Origin of the sequence: Thermococcus sp. JdF3, from assembly GCF_012027495.1 — an archaeon.
Lineage (GTDB): Archaea > Methanobacteriota_B > Thermococci > Thermococcales > Thermococcaceae > Thermococcus.
Genome location: NZ_SNUK01000003.1, coordinates 1 through 16737, shown reverse-complemented (window position 1 = coordinate 16737; position 16737 = coordinate 1). Strand labels below are relative to the sequence as shown.

The window sequence follows — 16737 nt, the reverse complement described above, 5'->3', positions numbered from 1 at the left end:
AAACCAAAGAGGTGATGGATGTGAAACTCTGGCTGTTCCTCAGAACGACGTTCATGATAGCCCTCCTAACCGGCCTTTTGATGGCCATGGGCTATCTCCTCGGCGGCGCCAGATGGATGACCTACATGTTCTGGTTCGCCGTCATAATGAGCTTTTTCACCTTCTGGTACAGCGACAAGCTCGTTATCAAGATGATGAAGGCTAAACCGGTCAGCAGGGAGGAGGCGCCCGAGCTGTACGAGATAGTCGAGAAGCTCAGCAAGAGGGCGGGCCTCCCGATGCCCAAGATAGCCGTAATCGACGACCCGACGCCGAACGCCTTCGCAACCGGAAGGAACGCCAAGCACGCCCTCGTGACGGTAACCACCGGAATCCTCGAACTCCTCGACAGGGACGAGCTTGAAGGTGTCCTCGGCCACGAGCTGACCCACATAAAGAACCACGACATACTCGTCGGCACCATCGCCGGCGCACTGGCGGGTGCGGTCGTCTACATAGCCTACTTCACCAAGTACCTCGCCTTCTTCAAGGCCATATTCGGCGACCTCAGCCTCGACAGATTCATCTACGCAATCCTTATAGCAATAACCGCCCCGATAGCGGCGATAATAATCCGCTCGGCGATAAGCAGGCGCAGGGAGTTCGCGGCCGACGAGGGCGGCGCGAGGCTCAGCGGAAAGCCCTGGGCGCTCGCGAGCGCACTGCTGAAGCTCGACGAGGCGGTAAAGAAGCTCCAGAAGGAGGCGGAGGCGAAGAAGAAAAAGCCCCTCGGCAACCCGGGGCTGGCCCATCTCTTCATCGTGAACCACTTCGAGGGCGACCGCGTTTCGAGGCTCTTCGCCACCCACCCTCCGACGGAGGAGAGGATAGCCCACCTCCGCGAGATAGCGAAGGAGATGGGCGTCGAGTTCCCCTACTGAGCCGTTCCTTTCCCCTATCTTTTGTTGCATAGTTGTTGAATTGCATAATCCCTTAATTCCAGAGTCGATAAGCATTTAAACGTTAGTGCACATCTCTTAACGGTGATGAACGTGAAAGCGGTCAAGGCAACTCTTCTCTACGACGGTCTGGGGAACGTTCTGAGGGACGTCTACGTCGTTTTTGATAGAAACATCGTTGACGTGACGAAGGAGAAACCGAAGGAAGCTGAGATAATAGCCGAAGGCGTCGTAACGCCTGCCTTCATAGACGGCCACAGTCACATCGGGATGGACCGCTATGGGGAGCCCTACCAGGAGGGTGAGGCCAACGAGCAGATGGACGCTGTTCTCCCACTCGTCGATGCACTCTACTCGATTTACATGGACGACAAGGCCTTCAAGCACTCGATAGAGTTCGGCGTCCTCTACTCGTCGGTTCTGCCGGGGAGCGGGAACATAATCGGCGGAAAGGCGGTCTTCATTAGGAACTACGGGCGCGACATTGAGGAGGCCTTCATCAAGTACGCTGGCGTTAAGGCTGCCTTCGGCTACAACCCACGCTCGACAACGAGCTGGAAAGGGACGAGACCGAGCACGAGGATGGGAGCAATAGGGATTCTCCTCAGCTGGCTCATGAAGACCCAGAAGACGATAGCGCTCCTTGAGAAGGGCAAGAAGGAGCCGGAGGAAGTCGAGCCCACCGTTGAAGCCCTGATTCCTGTTCTGAAGGGCGAGGTCCCGCTCCGCGTCCACGTCCACAAGGAGGACGACATCGCGGCGCTGCTCATGATAAAGCGGAAGTTCGGGCTCAAGATAACCATCGAGCACGCCGGCGACGTCCACGGCAGGGAGACCTTTGAGAAGATAAAGAGGGAAGGCGTTCCGGTCATCTACGGCCCCTTCGACGCCCACCCATACAAGGTTGAGCTGAAGCACGAGGACTGGAAGAACGCCAGATACCTGCTCGAGGTCAGGCCCCTCTTCGGGCTGATGAGCGACCACCCGGTTACGCTCCAGGCCAACCTCTACCTCCAGCTCAGGCACTTCATAAGGCTCGGCATGAGCAAGGGGGAGGCGATAAAGGTCATCACCCACAACAACGCGAAAATACTCGGCGTTGATGATAAGCTTGGATGCGTAGAGGGGGGCAAATGGGCCTCGCTCGTCGTCTGGAACGGCGACCCCTTCCACCTGGAGAACTACCCGACGCACGTATTTGCTGAGGGTGAGCTGATTCACGAGGCGGACTGGTGATTTTTGGTTTTTGATTCTGTTCTCTTTTTAAGTTTAAAAACACAAAACAGAGCGGGGGTGTCAGGGTGGGCGTTGACTATTATCTCGTCTCAATCTTCAGGGAAATATCAACTAAGAGCATTATTGAAAACGTGGGAAGGAAGTTTCTGAGCATTAAATTTGGAAACCCACATAAGGTCAAATCCATTCTTGCTGAAGAAGGCACGACCATAGAATACGAGCTTGAGTTTCTTAAACTCAGGGAAAAGGAGCTCCAGCAGGAGCTTCGGTGGAGACCAGATTTTGAAATTAAAGGTGTTGACACAATCATTGGGGCCCCTCTCGGAGAGCATACATGGATTGATGCCACTTATCTCACCGTCGGAAGCTTCACCATCGCTGAGTTCAGTTCCAGAGTCTTCCACAGAGTTCCTGACAGCCGGCTGAAGGAGTTTATACACGGACTTATTGACATCGGGGCCGAGTTCATCTGCGGCTGGAACGACGGGCAGGTGTTCATGGAGGTTCCCGGAAGCAGATGGGAGCTCTACGGGAAGATACTCACCGACCTTGAAGACGGAAAGGTAGGGGGGCTGTATTCGAGGCTCATGGTTGTGGACAGACGACTACTCCCCCTAAGGGACGGCTCATACATCCACGGAGGGCTGAAGGAACGCCTTCTCGTGGTTACTGAAGGTACTGCCAAACTGGTTTACATCAGCCCCACTTCGGACCCGTCATATCACGACCTGTTCCATGCGCTCCCAGATACCTGCAGATTCTCTGACTTTTTAAGCAGGGACTGAGCTCAAAACAGCGGTGCATTTGCCCGGAGCCCTTGAGCTCTGGCCTCTCCTTGAGGAAGACTGGAAGCCGCCCCCTCTGGCTTCACTCTGGTAAAAGTAAAACTCCTGAACCTCGATGATGGACTTTATGAGCTGGAGCCCAGGCCGGGTGAGAGTGAGAAGGAGTACGTTTTGATAAAGACTCTGGGAGAAGACAAGGTTCTGGTTACGATAAAGGGGGACAACCTGAGAGATGACGAATGTTACCGGGACCTTCTTGATGACAGGGTATGGTTCAGCCTCAGTTTGGTGAGCTTGAGCCTAAAACGCATCGGAAAGAAGATCGAGGATGAATTCCTTGTCGAGAGGGCTGAAAAATACTTCAAAACCCAAATAAGTGCCTGAATTCAGAGGGAGTGCCAGAGTGGGCGTTGACTTTTCTCTTTTCTCAAGCCTCGTTCTTTAGGGCGGGGACGAGGCCAGTATGTAAATAGTAACGAAAAACGAAACTCTCAGCTCACCCTGAACTCAAATCCCCTCGCGAATGTGTATGCCTCCCTAAGCTCTGGCCTCTCCTTGAGGAAGCGGAGGATGTACTGGCCGCAGTTCGAGCCGATGAGGTTCTCCCTCGTGTCGCCGACGGAGATGATGACGTCGTAGCCGAGCCTCCTGAGGTCATCAACGAACTTCCTGTGCTTCATCGGAAGGCCCGTCTCAAGATCCACGTCGTTGGTGAGCTTGTTCTTTAGCACGCTTACCGTCGGGTTGAGCGGCGTTATCTTGATGAGGAAGTACTCCTTCGGGAAGTGCTCGGCTATAACCTCCGCATCGGCCTCGTTCTCCCTCGCGAGGGCGAAGTTGAGCGTGATCTTCTTGCCGCCCTCGTCGTAGAAGGCCTTTCCGTACTCGGCTATCCTCTCGAAGTCCCACTTCCTGACCGGGATTATCTCGTCCCTCTGCTCCGGGCTGGTGGAGTGTATCGAGAACTGGAGCTGGAAGTTGGTCGGAAACATCTCCTTCTTGAGTTCGAGGAGGGCATCGAAGAACTTATCGGTTCCTATCGGGGCAATCGTTGAGAGCGACGGGTGGAAGTTCTCGTAGCGCTCGCCCAAAATGCGCATCGCCTCTATCACCGCCATGTTGAAGCTCGGCTCGCCCATGCGCGCGAACTGCACCTTGAACTTCCTGGTTTTCGGCTTTCCGTTCCAGCGCCTGGTTATCGGGTACTCTATCTGCTCCATCAGCTCATCGACGTCGAGCCTCCCCTTGTAGAAAAAGCCTGCGTCGCACATCTTGCAGCCGACCGGACAGCCGTTGAGCGATGAGACGATGAGCACCCACTTCTCGGCCGGATTGTAGGTCGGAATCGATTCAACGAACTCCACTATGTTGCCCTTCGAAGTTTTCCCGATGTAAACGACCGCAACGTTGGGGTCTCCAACCTCACTCAGTATCTCCATACCTCTCCCTCCTCCATATCACCATCGCGGTTTTTATGCCGTCCGCTATCGCCAGGGCCGTCTGGCGGTAGATTCCGTTCTTGACGTCCCCGACTAGGAAAAGGTTATCGTCCTCGATGCCCTGGACCAGCTCGATGTTTGGGACCCTCCCAATGGCCCCGAGCACTAGCTCTACCTCAAAGTCGCCAGCGCTCGTTCTGGCTAAAAGCTTTTGCTTCCCGCTTATAGGCCTTATTTCCCATACCTGTCCCATCAGCGTCCTGATGTTTGAGCGTTTCTTCACGAGTTCCTGGAGGTAGGGCAGGGCCTTCGGCTCGCTCCTCATGAGGATTATCACATCGTCGCTCCTCTCGCTCATCGTCAGCGCGTAGTCAAAGGCCACATCGCCGCCGCCAATGATGAGAACTCTCTCGTAGTACCTCTCCGGAACTTCGGCGACGTGGTAGGTTATTCCATCGAAGGGGAGCATTCTCGGCCTCGTTCCGGTTGCCACCACGAGGTACTTGAAGCGGTGAACTCCGCCCGCGGTTTCAACTTCAAAGAGTCCGCCGGCCTTCTTAACGGCCCTAACTTCCTCGTAGAGGATTTTCAGATCGTACTTCTTCACGTACTCCTCAAGAATTTCGACGACCTTTTCGCCCTTGATTCCGTCCGGGAAGAACATCGTGTTCTCGACGGAGTAGGCGTTCCTTATCAGCCCGCCTATTCGGTCGCGCTCGAAAATCACGCTCTCTATCCCGTAGCGCGCCAGCTGCACCGCCGTCGCTATGCCCCCTATTCCGGCCCCGATTATCCCGACGAGAGCCATTCCAGCACCTCCTTTAGCAGGGGCGTGACCGCGAAGCCGTGGGAGAGGTTTCTGAGCGTTGCCTCGTGGAAAAACCTGTTCTGGGTCAGCGTCCCATCGACCGGAAATACCACGTTGAAGCCCCTCACGAAGGCCTCTCTGGCGGTGGTCTCGCAGCAGAGGTGGGTCATGACGCCGGTGATGACTACGGTCTCCACGTGGAGTTTTCTCAGAATGCCCTCAAGTTCGGTTCCGTGGAAGGCGTCGTAGGTCTTCTTCTCAATGACGGTTCCGGCGAATGGCCTAAACTCTTCAAGAAGTTCGTTCAGCGGGTCGTTCTTCGGCATGTCTCCGCCCCACCAGCGGGTCATGATGTCGTTCCGATGGAAATGGCGGGTGAAAATTATCGGAACGCCGAGTCTCTCCGCCTCTCTGTAAAACTCCACAAGCCCGGAAACGAAGCGCGGCGCGGAAGGCAGGAACGCCCTGCTCTCCGGCCTGAGGAAGTACGCCTGAAGGTCTATCGCCAGAACGGCTGCATTTCGGAACGGTTTGACCTTCTCCCACTTCCTCGGCCTGAAGTACCTCTCCCGCATCTTGGTTATGAATTCCCCGGTGAAGTAGTCCTCCTTCATGGACGTGAGAAGGAAGGGTGGGCTTAAATGTCTATCCCCCTCGTCATCGCGCCGTCTATGATGGCGGTCGAGCCGAGCATGTACTCAGCTTCCTCGCTCAGGAGGAAAGCCACGAGCGATCCGAGCTCCTCCCACCTGCCGGTTCTGTGGAGCGGAGTTCTGCCGAGCACTTCCCGCTCCCAGGTCTCCTCGAAGGGTTCCCCCCTCGCCTCGGCAACCCGCTTCAGGTTCTCCCTCGCTCCGGGTGTATCGAAGCTGCCTAGAAGAACGCTGTAGGCCCTTATTCCGTGCTTTCCGTATGTTCTCGAAACGCTCTTCGCCAGCTGGGGGAGGCCTGCCCTCGTAACGTCCGCCAGAACCAGCGGCGGCATCGGCTCCTTTATCGAGACGGAGTTGAGGTAAATCAACGTGCCCTTCCTTTTCCTCTCAAGCCACGCCTGGACGAGAAGCGTTGTGAGATAGCCCGGGGCGACCGTGTGGAGGGCAGAGGCTTCAATCCAGTCTATGTAGCTTGTCTCGTGGAGGAGGCAGGGTTCACAGCGGACGTTGGGAGCGTTCCAGACGAGGGCGTCGATTCCACCGAGTAGTTCCCAGCCCTCTTTGACTAGGCCCTCCAGATCGCGCTGGTCGAACAGGTTCGTCCGGACCGCGTGAACCTCCCCGTAGCTCGAAAGCTCGTCAAGGGCCTCCTTCAGGTTCTCCTCGCTTCTGGAGCTTATTACTACGCGCGCGTTCCTCTTCAGCAGCTCGCGCGCGAGGTTGAAGCCTATGCCGCGCGATGAGGCCGTAACTATGACCCCAAGGCCGTCCAGATTTATCTCCACTGGCATGTGGGAGAGTTGGGGCTGGAGAATAAAACGCTTTCCCAAAACTTTATACGTCCCCCCTCGAAGTGCCAACCATGACGGAGCCAAAGGACATAGTGCTTAAGGAGAGCGAAGAGGTCGAGGGCCTTCCAATCGAGGGGCCCTGGCCCGACGAGGTTTCGAGCATTGAGGGGGTTCTGGATTATTACGAACGCATAGGCTTTCAGGCGACGCACCTCGGAAGGGCGGTAGAGATATGGAAAAAAGTCGAGGAGAAGCGCGCTAAAGGTGAGGAGGTTAGGGTTTTCCTTGGCTACACCTCCAACATCATCTCCTCCGGGCTGAGGGAGCTGATCGCGTGGCTCGTCAAGGAAGGCAAGGTGGACGTCATCGTAACCACGGCCGGCGGCATAGAGGAGGACTTCATAAAGGCCCTGAAGCCGTTCCTCCTCGGCGACTGGCAGGTGAACGATGCCCTGATGCGCGAGAAGGGCATCAACAGGATAGGCAACATCTTCGTGCCCAACGACCGCTACATCGAGTTCGAGAAGTACATGATTCCCTTCTTCGAGCGGGTTCTTGAGATGGAGCGCGGGAGGGGCAAACCTCTAACGGCCAGCGAGTTTATCCACGAGATGGGCCGCTACATGGACGAGAAGCTGGGGAAGGAGAAGGAGCGCTCGATAATCTACTGGGCCTACAAGAGAAACGTTCCCATCTTTTGCCCCGCCATTACCGACGGCTCTATAGGGGACATGCTCTACTTCTTCAAGGAGGAGCGCGGGGACAGGGAACTTATCATAGACATAGCCAATGACATAGTTAAGCTCAACAATTTGGCCGTTACTGCCAAGGAGACGGCATCGATAATTCTGGGCGGTTCCCTGCCGAAACACGCGATAATAAACGCCAACCTCTTCAGGGGAGGAACGGACTACGCGATCTACATCACCACCGCTATCCCGTGGGACGGCTCGCTTAGCGGCGCACCTCCGAGCGAAGGAGTGAGCTGGGGCAAGATAAGGGCCAAAGCGGACTACGTCGAGATATGGGCCGATGCCACGCTCGTGTTCCCGTTGCTCGTGTGGAAGGTGATGCGCTGACATTTCGTTCTTTTTCATAAACGATATGCATGCATATCGTCCTCGTGCGAGGACAAGGTTTATAAGTAAAACTTCCCACGTTAAAACATGGACGATAGAATCCTCACACCCCTCATCGCCACGAGCAGGCGGGTAATGGCGTGGGCGAGAAAGTTCCCAAGAAAGCGCTTTCTCTTCGATGAGCTCAGGACCATTGATGAGGAGTACTACGTTGGCATCAAAGGAATCCGTGGCGTGGGCAAGACCGTTCTTCTGCTTCAGCTCGCCAACGAAACCGAGAGCAGTGTCTATTTTTCCGCGGACTCAACTCCAATAAAGCCTTTCTCGCTGTATGAGGTTGTTAAATCCCTCGCGGAGATGGGATACAGAAACATTTTCATCGATGAGATCCACAGGAAAGCGGGGTGGGCCGAGGACTTAAAGACGCTCTACGATGAACACGAGGTTAGGGTGTTCTTCTCGGGCTCATCAGCAATAGATCTGGTTCATTCCGGGGCAGACCTGTCAAGAAGGGTCGTCCTCAAGGAACTCCCCCCGGCTTCCTTCCGGGAGTGGCTCAACATAAGGAGGAATTTCAACGTTCCCAGATACCCTCTGGAAGAAGTCCTTTCCAGATCGTTTGACCTGACAAATATGTACGCTGAACTCCACCCTCTCTGGAGGGAATACATGCGCGAGGGGGGAGTACTCTATCCGAGAAGTGGCTTCTACGATGCCCTCGACAACTCTATCAGGAAGGTGATCCTCGAAGACCTCTCCGCACTGAGGGAGGTCAGCGTTAAGTATGAGACCGATGCGTTTAAGCTTCTCTACCTCGTCGCTAAATCCGCCCCATTCGAGGCCAATTACTCGCGGATAGCCAGGGCCCTCGAAGTTTCCAAGAACATGGCAATAAGGCTCGTGGAGGACTTATCGAAGGCGGGGCTTTTGATTGTCCTTCATCCCTGCAGGGGCGGGAGAAAGGAGCCTAAACTATACCTCACCGTTCCACTGAGAGAGTTCTTTGCCAGAAAAGGCTTTGACACCCACAGGGGTGCCCTGCGCGAGGAGTTCTTTGTAAACCACATGAAAAACTTCGGCCCCTGCTACCTGAAGGGCAGGAGAGGCGAGAAAACGGCAGATTTTAAGGTTGGGGAATGGGTCATAGAAGTCGGCGGCGAATCCAAGGGCCGTTATCAGAGGCCCGACTATATAGCGGTTGATGGCCTTATCACCGGAAAAGGAAGGGTTCCTCTATTCCTGTTTGGTCTGGTGTACTGATCCTCCAAGCTACACAAGCTCAAGAATCCTATCCTCCCCGCCCGGCAGGACGAGGGGCCTCGACAGGTGCTTCCTGGCATCGGGCGGAACCTCGTAGATCTTCCTCTCCAGCCCGCGCGGAACCTCAACGGGGATGAGCTTCTTCGGCATCCTATAGCCACAGCGCTTGCACTTGAGGTAGTCGCCCTTGCTCTTCATCGTCCCACCGCATCTGGGACACTTTGGCTTTTGGTACTCGACTTTGGGGACGAGCTTCACCGGGTAGAACTTTTCGAGGTTGAGCGTCAGCACCCCTTCGTGCTCCTTCACTCCACCTGCGGCGATTATCTCGTCTCCGGGGAGGAGCTTCCTGACCCAGTTGCGGAACTTCTTGGTCGGTTCGAAGGCGGCAACGCGGATCCTTCCCGTCTCGTCCTCCAGCTCAAAGAATACGTGCCTCCCGCGCTCCCAGTAGGGTTTGGCCACTCTGCCCCTCACGACCGCGCTGTCGTAGAGCTTCAGCTCGCCGATCTTCTTCGGTACAAGGTGGTCGTCGGTGTTCTGGTTGGTCTTGTAGAGCTGGTGGAAAGCGACAGACTCCCCGAACTCGACACGCTCGAAGGTCTGGAGAACCTTCCCCGCATCGATCCCGCGGATTCCAACGAGGACGGGATCCTTGCCGTGGGGCGTGATGAGAACGGTCTTTTTGTATGGATCCACGTTGTCGTAGGTGAATGGGTAGCTCCAGCGGTCTGCCATGAAAACGCTCTCCGAATCGACATTCCTCTCCGTTCCCCAGTTCTCGGGCTCGCGGTAGGCCAGCAGCTCGTAGGTGAAGCGTTCGAGCGGGTAGCCGATTGAAGCGAGCGCGCCGATTATACCCCTTCCGAGCTTGAACTTGAAGTACTCGGCCCCGACTTCCCCCGCGACCCTTTCAGCTTCCTCAATTGTGACGTGCTCCCTCAGGGCCCTGAGTGAGAACTCGCGGAGTTCCTCCGGAATAGCCCCTTCCAGGAAAACAACGCCGGGGTTGGTGTTCTCGTGGGTAAAATCTGCGAGCTGGTTCACGTAGAAGAGGACCGTGTTTTTGATCTCCGGAATCAGCCCCTCCTCGACCTCGAAGGTCATGGAAACGGCCCCGTTGCCCCTCGTTTTGTACGGGATGTTCGGGTTGAGCCTGATGAGCCTCGGCAGGTCCATAGGCTCCGCTAAGCGGGACAGCTCGCGGTAGAGGAGGGCACCGAGGTAGGTGGTGCACATTCCATTGGGTGAATCCGTGTCGTCGATTCCGATGTGAAGCCTCATCGTTGAAAGAAAAGGGAGGGGGTTTAAAAATCAACCGCCGAAGAGCCAGAGCACCGCCTCCGGAAAGCGCCTCGACCAGTGGTACTCGTTGTGCGTTGCCCCCCTGTCCTCGACCACGAGAAGGTTTTCGCCCTCGATGTAGCCCTTCCCCTTCAGTATCTCCACCATCTTTTCGTTGGTCTCTATCATCTCGCTCGGGTCGCTTCCCTCGAGGGTCCCCCAGTCGATGTAGATCCTCTCCGGACCCTTCGGAGCATTCCTCACGAAGTCGTAGATCTCCGGGTTGAACCAGAAGGCGGAGCTCATCGCTCCCACGTAGCGGAAGGTCTCGGGGTATTTGAAGCCGGCGTAGATCGAGATGAGCCCTCCGAGGGAGGAGCCCATTATTCCCGTCTCGTTTGGCAGGGTTCTGTAATGGGAGTCGATGTAGGGCTTAAGCGTTTCGACGATGAAGCGGACGTAGGCGTCTCCCTCCCCGCCCCCTCCGTAGGCCTCGTTCCTCCAGGGGGAGTACTCGTCTATCCTTCTCCCGCCGCCGTTGTCTATGCCGACCACTATGATGGAGAAGTTTCTCTCCTGGAAGAGCCTCTCCAGAGTCTCGTCCACCCTCCACTCGCCGGCGAAGGAGGTTGCCCTGTCAAAGAGGTTCTGGCCGTCGTGCATGTAGAGAACGGGGTACCTTTTCTCACCCAGCCTGTAGTCGGGCGGCAGGTAGATCCAGATCCTCCTCGTCCTGTTGAGCTGGGGCATGAACATCTCGAAGGTCGTCACGTTCCCGACTATCGTGTGAACCGCCGACCCGACGTCCTCCACGTGGTCGCGCCAGTTGTAAACCATGAACTCATAGCTCGCGCTCCCGTTGATCACGAGAACCCTGTTGGGTATCTCCTCTCCGCCCCTCCCCTTCTCAACGGTCTCCCACGAGCCGCGGGTGAACTTGAACTCAATCCTGGTCCCCTTCCTGAACTCCAGCGTTATCTCCCACCTCCCATCATCGCGCTTCCTGAGCCTGTAGTTCCCGTCACCGGGGTTCCAGCCGTTGAAGTCGCCCGTGATGTAGACCGAATCATTTTCGGGCGTGTAGTCGGGAACAGAGACGATAAACGTGATCTTGACCACCCCGGAGGTTTCCGTGGCGGTGGAAGTCGTCTCATTGTCCCCCTTGAGTACTTCGGTGCTCGCTGTTCCTGTTGTTGAAGCGGAGCTCGTTGGCACAGGGGTGCTCTGGGAAGAACCGGTTGTCCCAATGGTCTGGAAAGCGGTACTGCCGTTGGGCTGTTCTGAGACTGTTTGCGTGGCTTCACCACCGAGACATCCCGCGGAGAAGATGAGCATTCCCGCGAGCAGAACAAAGATAAACCTTCTCCTGTTACCTTCTGCCACCATTTCACCCCCTTGATAATGGGAGCAGCCCCTTATATCCCTTAGCGAACGCGATATTAAAAACAACGGGCAAGATACGGGCCTACTCCCGGAACCTCTCGTAGCATAGCACATCAACGAAGCCTTCCCCTGGCACGTACTGGTGTTTTCTCCAGCGGCCGGCGAGCTGAAAGCCGTTCTTCTCAAGAACCCTTATCGATGCGACGTTTGTCTCGAAGACGTGGGCGTAGACCTTCCGCAGGTTGAGCCACTCGAAGGCGTATTCCAGGGCGAGCTTGACTGCTTCGCTCGCGTAGCCGTGCCCCCAGTGTCTTCTGGCCAGGAAGTAGCCCAGCTCGGCACGGCCGTTGTGGTGGTCTATCCTGTGCAGCCCCACAAGTCCAACGAGGGAGCGCGAGGAGTTCTCCACAATAGCGAAAACCTTCTCGTGCTTTTTCTCCCTCCTGAGGGCCTCGTACCACTCCAGCTCATCCTCGTAGAAGAATATCTCCTCCGGGAAGGAGAGGTACTTCCTGACATCGCGGTCGTTGTACCAGAGCCATACCTGCCGCAGGTCATCCCTTAGAAGCATGCCTATCGACACGAGACTTCCCCTGAGTATTATCGGCCTCATGATGACACCTTAACTTTATATAAGCCGTTTGCGTATTTAAGGGTGATGGACAGGGAAAGGCTCATACGGACTGTTGAGGCGATACTCAGGGGCACGGGGTATAAAACGGCGCGTATGGAGTTCAAGGGGTCGTGCTTTGATATAGTGGCGAGCAGGTTATTCCTCTTGCTCTTCATAAAGGTGGCTACCAACATCGATGCCGTCACTGGAGAGCAGGCGGAGGATCTAAAGCGGCTGGCCCGCTTCTTCAAGGCTTCGCCCCTGATCGTCGGCCTAAAGACGAAGAACGCCGAGCTTGAGGAGGGTGTCGTTTACGAGAGATTCGGCATCTACGCCCTCAGACCCGAGACCCTCTACGACGTTCTTGTCGAGAACGAGATGCCGGCGATATTCGCCGAACGCGGCGGCTTCTACGTGAGGATAAACGGCGGCCTCTTGAGAAAACTGAGGGAGAAGTACGGATACTCAATAAACGAGCTGGCGCAGCTCCTCGGCGTCTCCAGAAAGAGCCTCACCAACTACGAACGCGGTGAGCAGGCTGTCTCGCTCGAGGTCGCAATAAGGCTTGAGGAGCTCTTCGACGAGCCCCTGGCGGAGCCCATAGACGTTCTCCACTCAACCGTCGAGGCCAACCTCGACGTTACCCCTGAGACACCGCTTGAGAGGGAGATATTCGACCGCCTCAAGGAGCTGGGCCTCGGCGTTGTCAAGGTCAAGAAGGCCCCCTTCAACGCTGTTTCGAGGGAGGACGAGTTTAGAATCCTTACGGGCATAGACGAGCGCAAGACCCGCTCCACAGTCAAGCGTGCCGAAATGGTGGCGGAGGTCGGCAGGATAATAAACAGCGACGGTATATTCATACTCGAGAAGACCAGAACCGAGGTGGTGGGGGAGATTCCCCTTATCCCGAAGGACAGCCTCGACGAGGTAAGGGACGCCGACGAGCTCATAGACCTTATAGAGGAGCTGAAAAAGGAAATAAAGAAGCAGCTCTTCGGCTGATCGCATTCCGGCGGTGCCCCTTCAGCTGAACAGCACCTTTCTCCAGGTCTCCCGCAGTTTGGGTACGTACTCCCCCGGTGACGCTATGAGGACGGCCCAGCGCGGCGTCTGGCGCCTCTTTAGGGCGTTGGCCAGAGGCGTAACCCGGGTCAGCGGCTGGATGCTTCCGTCGTCCAGAAGAACGTTTATCTCCGTTGCCTTAAGCCTCGGCTCGCTGAGCATGAGGTCCGCTATGCTGAACTCCAGGATCACCTCTCCCTCCCTCGCACCAACCGCATCGGCGAGTGCCCTTTCTATTTCCTGCCTCCTCCTGACGTTCCTGTACGCTGTCAGCAGCTCCCTCTTTTCCTCGGTACTCAGTTCGTCGGCGTTTGCCAGAACCGCGGCCTTGTAAAGCTCCCTGTACTTCACGCGCCGCACCATCTCCGCGGGGAAGCCCTCGAGGTCCTCCAGCTCCACAAGAACGCGGCAGTCGGTCATCCTCCAGAAGTCCCAGAGGTGGCCTTCCTCCAGAGCGAACTCCAGGGCCCGGGTGAGCATTCCCTCCGCTATCTTCACGGTGTGGTGGAAGTAAACGCGGGAGTACATGAGGGAGCGGGCGACCATCATGCCCTCAACGGCCTCGATGCCCTTCTCATCGACAACGAGCTCGCCGTCGTGAATCCGGAGAACCTTCATGAGCCTCTCCAGGTCAATTATGCCGTGGGCGACGCCGGTGTAGTGGGCGTCCCGGACCAGGTAGTCGAGCTGATCAACGTCAACATCGCCGTGCAGCATCTGGCCGAGATAGCGCTTTTCGTGTTTGCCGAGGATGAGGTTCGCCACGTCCGCCGGTTCGAAATCATAGCCGTAATCCTCAATTATCTCTGGAATCTGACCGCCGTTCTCGCTCTCGGTTATGTTCGTCTTTCCGAGGATTATGTCCTGCCCGAGGCGCATGTGGTCGTGCTCTTTAACGTAGTGCTTGTATATGCTCTCAAACGTGTGGCTGAAGGGCCCATGGCCGATGTCGTGGAGCAAAGCTCCCACCTGTAGGAGCATGCTTTCATCCTCGCTCAGTCCAACTTCTGCGGCGAGTCTTCGGGCTATGCTCCACGCGCCAAGGGAGTGCTCGAACCTGCTGTGGTTGGCACCGGGATAAACGAGGTACGCGAGACCGAGCTGTCTTATATTCCTGAGACGCTGGAACTCGGGTGTTTTGACGAGGTCAAGAATGAGTCCTGTGAGCTTCATGCTGCCGTGGATACCGTCGTGAATAATTTTCCCATTCATCGCCATCACCGCTGAAAATTTGAGAACAGGCTTAAATAAATTTTCGGCATTGTGACAATGGCACGGTGAAATAGCGGAAAGGGAATGTCCGCGGGTTTTTCTGGGTTATGGCCTCCCATCCAGCGTGCCCGGTTCCTTCCCTTATCCCGGGGCAAGTTTTCAACGGAAAAAATGCAGCCTTGGCTGGATTGTTATAGGGAAGGTTTTTATACATCGGCGCCTATTATTATGCCATGGACTGTATGAGCCTGCTGGAGGGGGTTTACCCTGGCCCTTTGAACATTCCTGAGCCCACTACCGGACATCTTCTGAACATGCCTGGGCATCAATTCGTCAGCACCCGGTACTGGAGAAAACTACCGGGTAGGGCGACCCAAAATCTTAAAGAAATCTCCGACAGGAGTTCAATCGAAGTCTTTGAAGGCCTTCTGAACCCGGAGGCGGCCTGCGCAATGGGCGGCCCTGGGTCGTGTCCAGATACTGCAGAAGTAGGGTTCGTTTTTACCGGAGATCGGGCATCGAACAGAAACGCACCACAGCTCATCGGGTGAGTGATACTGCATTTCCTCCCAGGAATAGCGGCGATGGCTGTAGAATGTGTCCTATGAATAAGGACATCTTCAAACTGTCGCGGCCCGTCCGGAGATCTGCCGCCGAGTTCGAGGGGGGGAGGCGCGGCCAGGATGCTTCCTTTGAACCCCCTTCAAATGGGACTGCTTGAACGTTACATGTGATATGGGGTGAACCAATGGACGGTACCCAAACAATCCTCATGGTTGAGGCATCCATAGTTATGCTGGCGGATTTAACCGCCGCAGCGGTGATATTTAAAAAGTACCTCTCAATTCGCAGGAAATCGATACTCGCCTTTTCCCTGGCGTGGATATTTGATTTTATCTTTGTCCTTGCCAGTGCCTTCCAGGATGTGGGCTGGCTTGAGGTTGTTGGATTGATCTCACTGCCCCTATTTGCGGGATTGATGTTCTACGGCTCGGTTCTGTTTATGGGGGAGGAAAGCCTTGGAATACGCCACGGTAACTTGGGAAAAATGGGACTCATGCCGGTTATGTTCATGTTTTATATGTACGCCACATATTACTACACGAACAACGCCCTGTGGACCGCCACGGTAGCCGCCTCATTTGGTATAAGCGGGGTTTTCGTCGTTGGGGCGGGGACTCTGCTGTGGGACGTGAGGGAGATTTACCATAGTGCCGTGAAGTACCTTTCCATAGGCATTATCTTCTTTGGACTTCACCTGGTTCCTGCAGCAATTTTAGGCACCCATACCTGGTACATGCCGGTGGGGTTCACACTCTCAACGGTTCTCATAGTTGAGATGGCATGGGCCATGCTTCGTCTGGTGCACATGGACACTTTTGAGAACATTTCAAAAAGCGTTCCATTGGAGATAGACATGAGCCCTGGAGTGATGGTGGTGGATCAGAAGAGCTACATTCAGCTCAAATCCGTCCTTGCGAACTCCCCAGTTCTTGCATTCATACGCAATGTCTCCGACATTCCGGAGACGTGGACATACTATTTCGTGACAACGGTTCCCTTTGAAAGGGCTGCCAAAACGCTTTATCCAACTGATTTGGCTAAAATGGTGGAAATCTCCTACCGCTATATGGAGAAAGTCTCCGCCTCCGGCGGCAGGGGCGTTGTTGTTATTGACTGCCCGGAATACCTCGCGGTTTACAACTCCTGGGAGAGCCTCATGAAATTTCTCTCGAAACTGCGGGACATTGTCGTCATCAACAATGGCACCCTGATACTGGTCGTTGAGAAGACCAGCTTCGACCCCCAGAGGTACTCCCAGCTTGTACGGCTTATGGAGTGAGGCAGCTTTATATACCCTCTTTTTCAACGTGTTAATGCCCCCGCGCGAGGACTCTGGGGACGAATGAACCAGAGTGCGATGCGGGGGCCACAGCCCGGTCTTACAGCGAGGTCCCCGCGGGAGGGCCTTCCGCGTTACGGAGCACAATGGCCGCGGGAAACCCAGACCGGGCACAGACGGCCCGCCTGGGTTAGCCCGCCTGAGCCCGCCGTCTGGCATCGATGAGGGCGGGAGTTACGGGCGGGCCATAGCATACTGACCTCCTCCCTGCCGTGAGGGGCGGGGGTTCCAGTGAATTAACCCCTCGCCATTGACGGGGAGATTTGAGGGGTTCTCATCAGGGTAACCCAC

The 16737-nt window shown here is 55.8% G+C and carries 17 protein-coding genes; 9 read left to right on the top strand and 8 right to left on the bottom strand.

From position 1 onward, the window contains the following. Positions 1-20 precede the first annotated feature (20 nt). The 4 genes from E3E42_RS05220 (at position 21) to E3E42_RS05205 (ending at position 3343) form a co-directional block, all read left to right on the top strand. The gene (locus E3E42_RS05220; RefSeq protein ID WP_370519624.1) at positions 21-920 is read left to right on the top strand and encodes a M48 family metalloprotease; all 900 of its coding nucleotides are present in this window, start codon (positions 21-23) and stop codon (positions 918-920) included. Positions 921-1031: 111 nt separating this feature from the next. Further along, a complete protein-coding gene (locus E3E42_RS05215) occupies positions 1032-2174 on the top strand; it encodes an amidohydrolase (RefSeq protein ID WP_167903597.1) in 1143 nt (380 codons plus the stop codon). 65 nt (positions 2175-2239) lie between these two features. Beyond that, positions 2240-2959, top strand: coding sequence for a hypothetical protein (locus tag E3E42_RS05210; protein ID WP_167903231.1), 720 nt, complete (start codon positions 2240-2242; stop codon positions 2957-2959). A gap of 171 nt (positions 2960-3130) precedes the next feature. Then, entirely contained in the window at positions 3131-3343 is a 213-nt protein-coding gene (locus E3E42_RS05205) for a hypothetical protein (protein WP_167903229.1), read from the top strand. Positions 3344-3450: 107 nt separating this feature from the next. On the opposite strand, the gene E3E42_RS05200 is transcribed toward E3E42_RS05205, so the two are convergent. Genes E3E42_RS05200 through E3E42_RS05185 form a run of 4 tightly spaced genes read right to left on the bottom strand, consistent with a single transcriptional unit; the run spans position 3451 to position 6650 of the window. Continuing rightward, entirely contained in the window at positions 3451-4398 is a 948-nt protein-coding gene (locus E3E42_RS05200; RefSeq protein ID WP_167903227.1) for a radical SAM protein, read from the bottom strand. Further along, positions 4382-5206, bottom strand: a complete 825-nt coding sequence (locus E3E42_RS05195) for an NAD(P)/FAD-dependent oxidoreductase (RefSeq protein ID WP_167903226.1) — start codon at positions 5204-5206, stop codon at positions 4382-4384. Before E3E42_RS05195 ends, E3E42_RS05200 begins: the two co-directional genes overlap by 17 nt. Beyond that, positions 5188-5820, bottom strand: a complete 633-nt coding sequence (locus E3E42_RS05190; protein WP_167903225.1) for an isochorismatase family protein — start codon at positions 5818-5820, stop codon at positions 5188-5190. Before E3E42_RS05190 ends, E3E42_RS05195 begins: the two co-directional genes overlap by 19 nt. Positions 5821-5843: 23 nt before the next feature. Then, a complete protein-coding gene (locus E3E42_RS05185; RefSeq protein ID WP_167903224.1) occupies positions 5844-6650 on the bottom strand; it encodes an SDR family oxidoreductase in 807 nt (268 codons plus the stop codon). 71 nt (positions 6651-6721) lie between these two features. On the opposite strand from E3E42_RS05185, the gene E3E42_RS05180 reads away from it, so the two are divergent. Then, positions 6722-7729, top strand: a complete 1008-nt coding sequence (locus E3E42_RS05180; RefSeq protein WP_167903223.1) for a deoxyhypusine synthase — start codon at positions 6722-6724, stop codon at positions 7727-7729. 87 nt (positions 7730-7816) lie between these two features. After that, positions 7817-8989, top strand: a complete 1173-nt coding sequence (locus E3E42_RS05175) for an ATP-binding protein (protein ID WP_167903222.1) — start codon at positions 7817-7819, stop codon at positions 8987-8989. 9 nt (positions 8990-8998) lie between these two features. Here the strand turns inward: E3E42_RS05175 and tiaS are convergent, their stop codons facing one another. The 3 genes from tiaS to E3E42_RS05160 form a co-directional block, all read right to left on the bottom strand. After that, on the bottom strand, positions 8999-10273 hold the full coding sequence (gene tiaS / locus E3E42_RS05170) for a tRNA(Ile2) 2-agmatinylcytidine synthetase TiaS (protein WP_167903221.1): 1275 nt from the start codon (positions 10271-10273) through the stop codon (positions 8999-9001). Between the two features lie 30 nt (positions 10274-10303). Next, a complete protein-coding gene (locus E3E42_RS05165; protein WP_370519609.1) occupies positions 10304-11656 on the bottom strand; it encodes an alpha/beta hydrolase-fold protein in 1353 nt (450 codons plus the stop codon). An 82-nt stretch (positions 11657-11738) separates the two neighbouring features. Beyond that, a complete protein-coding gene (locus tag E3E42_RS05160) occupies positions 11739-12269 on the bottom strand; it encodes a GNAT family N-acetyltransferase (RefSeq protein ID WP_167903220.1) in 531 nt (176 codons plus the stop codon). Positions 12270-12314: 45 nt separating this feature from the next. Between E3E42_RS05160 and E3E42_RS05155 the strand changes: the two genes are divergently transcribed. Beyond that, positions 12315-13271, top strand: coding sequence for a transcriptional regulator (locus tag E3E42_RS05155; RefSeq protein WP_167903219.1), 957 nt, complete (start codon positions 12315-12317; stop codon positions 13269-13271). Positions 13272-13292: 21 nt separating this feature from the next. Here the strand turns inward: E3E42_RS05155 and E3E42_RS05150 are convergent, their stop codons facing one another. After that, positions 13293-14543 carry an HD domain-containing protein gene (locus E3E42_RS05150; RefSeq protein ID WP_167903595.1) on the bottom strand — a complete coding sequence of 417 codons (1251 nt, stop codon included), beginning with the start codon at positions 14541-14543 and terminating at the stop codon, positions 13293-13295. A 233-nt stretch (positions 14544-14776) separates the two neighbouring features. Here E3E42_RS05150 and E3E42_RS05145 point away from each other — a divergent pair, with 233 nt between their 5' ends. Continuing rightward, the gene (locus E3E42_RS05145; protein ID WP_167903217.1) at positions 14777-15094 is read left to right on the top strand and encodes a hypothetical protein; all 318 of its coding nucleotides are present in this window, start codon (positions 14777-14779) and stop codon (positions 15092-15094) included. 197 nt (positions 15095-15291) lie between these two features. After that, positions 15292-16386, top strand: coding sequence for a DUF835 domain-containing protein (locus tag E3E42_RS05140; protein WP_167903215.1), 1095 nt, complete (start codon positions 15292-15294; stop codon positions 16384-16386). Positions 16387-16737 lie beyond the last annotated feature (351 nt).